Source organism: Rubrivirga sp. (assembly GCF_049648075.1).
GTDB lineage: Bacteria > Bacteroidota > Rhodothermia > Rhodothermales > Rubricoccaceae > Rubrivirga.
On sequence record NZ_JBARYR010000542.1, the window covers coordinates 1 to 2821 of the forward strand.

Genomic DNA, 2821 nt, shown 5'->3' on the forward strand with positions numbered 1-2821 from the left:
CCTTGGAGGACGCGGTCGACGACGCCGTCTACGACATCGACGTGCCGTCCTCCAGGCGGCGGCTCGGTCTCCGCGTCGAGGCCGCCGTCTTGCGAGCCCTCCCGCCCGACAGCACGGTCCGCCTCGGCGACATCGTCGGGGCTCGGACCCAGATCGTCCCGGCGGTGGGCGGCAACATGGACCTGCCGGAGTGGGTCCCGCGCTCGTCGGCGACCGAGCGGTTCGCGCGCGCCCGCAGCCAGCAAGACCAGACGGAGGCGCTGGTGGACCTGGGACGCAGCGCCATCTCCCACCTGCCGACGTCGCTCTTTCTGCTGCTCCCGGTCTTCGCGCTGCTGCTGAAGATCCTCTACGTCCGTCGCGGCTGGTACTACTCGGAGCACCTGGTCTTCGGGCTGCACGTCCACGCGGTCGCGTTCGTCGCGCTAGCGGCGATGGTCGCCGTCTCGGCCGTGACGGGCGGCGGGGGCATCTCCAGCGGCGGGAGCCCGGTCGGCGGGGTCCTCGTGTCGGTCCTCGGGCTGTACATCCCCGTCTACTTCCTGATCGCGGCCAAACGGGTGTACGGGCAGGGGTGGATCAAGACGGCCGTCAAGAGCTCGGTCCTCGGGTTCTGGTACCTGCTCGCGATCACGGTGCTCGGCCTGTTCACGACGTTGCTCTTGACGCTCGTGGCTCGCTAACCGTCCGTCCTCGAGGCCGACGCTCGGCCGCGAGGACGGGCCGGCTACATCGTGAACCGCGTGATCTCACGGTCGTCCGTGTCCGCGCCGCCGGGTTGGAAGACGCCCGTGAACGTGGTCGCCGAGCCCCGCCGGTTGACGGTGACCACGAACGGGATGGGGCTCGACGTCGCGCACGCCGACCACAGGTCGACGCGGACGATGTACTCGCCCGACGGCGGGGTCGTGCCGTCCGCGTAGGTGATGTTCTCGTTGTCGACGCGGTCGAGGCTGCAGGCCGCGTTGGAGTCGAGGTCGAGCGCTCCGCCACTGTCGCCGGTCTCGTTGGCGAAGTAGATGACCTCGCCACTCGGCGTCTCGAGGTGGAGGTCGAGGTCGACCGGGGCGTCCCAGTTCAGGCTCACCTGGAGCTCGCCGGACGCCTGGGCCTGCGTATTGACCGTGAACGTCTGGCTCGAGGACGCGCTGACCTCGCCGTCGGTCTCGGTCGCGACCAAGACGGTGAACGCGTTGAGGTCGTTGTCCTGGGCCGACGTCAGCACGACCGTGGTCAAGCCGGCCATCCGACCAGACTCCGAGCCTTGGGGGATGGCCGCGGAGTAGTACCCGTCGTAGTCGCCCTCGACGCCGATCAGAAGGCGGTCGGCGCCGTCCGGCGTGTCGACGGTCAGGATGACCGACCCGCCGCGGACGATCTGGTCGCTGCCCGTGACGCCGGGGACGTCGCCCGAGCTGCCGGTGGGGAAGGGGGCGCGTACGAACTGGGCCGGTGTGTCACCGACCTGGACGGCGCCGACGACGTCGGCGGCGGTGGGGTCCCCGCTGTCGCTGGAGTCGCAGCCGGTAGCGGCCAGCGACAAGAAGAGGAGGGACGTGAGGAGGACGCGTGTGCGGCGCATGGCAAGGTTGGGGGTGTTCTCCCTCCTTACGCGGAACCGCCCGCCCACCCGTCATCGGCGTTCCGGCAGGGCCGTCCTCGAGGACGACCGTCCGCGATCGGCCGCCGCGACGGGCCGCGCCCTCAGGCTCTAGGCCGTCTGGGGCGCCGGTCCCGCGCTGCGGATCGCGTCCGAGGCGTGCTCTTGGTACTTCTCGAAGTTGGACGCGAACATCTCGGCGAGCTGGGCGGCCTTCGAGTCGTAGGCATCGGAGTCGCCCCACGTCTCGCGTGGCTGCAAGACGGAGTCGGGGACGCCCTCGATCGAGGTCGGGACGTCGAGGCCGAAGACGGGCTCCGTCACCGTCTCGACGTCGTCGAGCTCGCCCGCCAGAGCCGCGTTGACCATCCGTCGCGTCCAGGCCAGCTTCATCCGCTCGCCCGTCCCATACGGGCCGCCGGTCCATCCGGTGTTGACCAGGAAGACGCGGGCACCCGTCTTCTCGATGCGCTCTCCGAGCATCTCCGCGTACCGAGTCGGGTGCAACACCATGAAGGGCTCGCCGAAGCAGGCCGAGAACGTCGCTTTGGGCTCCGTGACCCCGCGCTCGGTGCCGGCGACCTTGGCCGTGTAGCCACTCAAAAAGTGGTACATCGCCTGGTCGGGCGTCAGCTTCGAGATCGGAGGCAGCACTCCGAACGCGTCGGCTGTCAGGAAGATGACCGTCTCCGGGACGCCGCCCATCCCGTCCTCGCTCGCGTTTGGGATAAAGTCGATCGGGTAGCTCAGGCGTGTGTTCTGCGTGATCGTGCTGTCGTCGAAGTCGATGGTCCGATCCGGGCGCAGGGCCACGTTCTCTGCCAAGGTGCCGAACTCGTGCGTCGTCCCGTAGATCTCGGGCTCACCCTCCTTGCTGAGCCGGATGGCCTTGGCGTAGCACCCGCCCTCGAAGTTGAACACGCCCTCGTCGCTCCACCCGTGCTCGTCGTCACCGATTAAGACGCGGCTCGCGTCGGCCGAGAGCGTCGTCTTGCCCGTGCCGCTCAGGCCGAAGAAGACCGCCGCGTTACCGCCACCGACGGCCTGATTCGCAGAGCAGTGCATCGGGAGGACGTCCTTGCCCGGGAGCACGTAGTTGAGCGCCGAAAAGATGGACTTCTTGATCTCACCCGCGTAGTTCGTCCCCCCGATCAGGACCAGGCCGCGACCGAGATGGAGCGTCACGAACGTGGACGAGTTGAGCTCGCCGGCGATCGCCTC

2 protein-coding genes and 1 pseudogene are annotated in these 2821 nt (G+C 68.9%); 1 reads left to right on the forward strand and 2 read right to left on the reverse strand.

The genetic code is table 11. From position 1 onward, the window contains the following. Positions 1–683 (forward strand): annotated as a pseudogene (locus WBA11_RS15130) (hypothetical protein); the annotation flags it as partial. 44 nt (positions 684–727) lie between these two features. On the opposite strand, the gene WBA11_RS15135 reads toward WBA11_RS15130, so the two are convergent. Both WBA11_RS15135 and WBA11_RS15140 read right to left on the reverse strand, forming a co-directional pair. After that, the gene (locus WBA11_RS15135; protein WP_424521496.1) at positions 728–1582 is read right to left on the reverse strand and encodes a hypothetical protein; all 855 of its coding nucleotides are present in this window, start codon (positions 1580–1582) and stop codon (positions 728–730) included. A gap of 129 nt (positions 1583–1711) precedes the next feature. Continuing rightward, a partial coding sequence (locus tag WBA11_RS15140) for a phosphoenolpyruvate carboxykinase (ATP) (protein ID WP_424521497.1) occupies positions 1712–2821 on the reverse strand: 1110 nt, incomplete at its 5' end.

Coding starts and splice junctions, on each gene's coding strand:
- WBA11_RS15135 (WP_424521496.1), bottom strand. CDS start 1,582: ATGCGCCGCACACGCGTCCTCCTCACGTCCCTCCTCTTCTTGTCGCTG.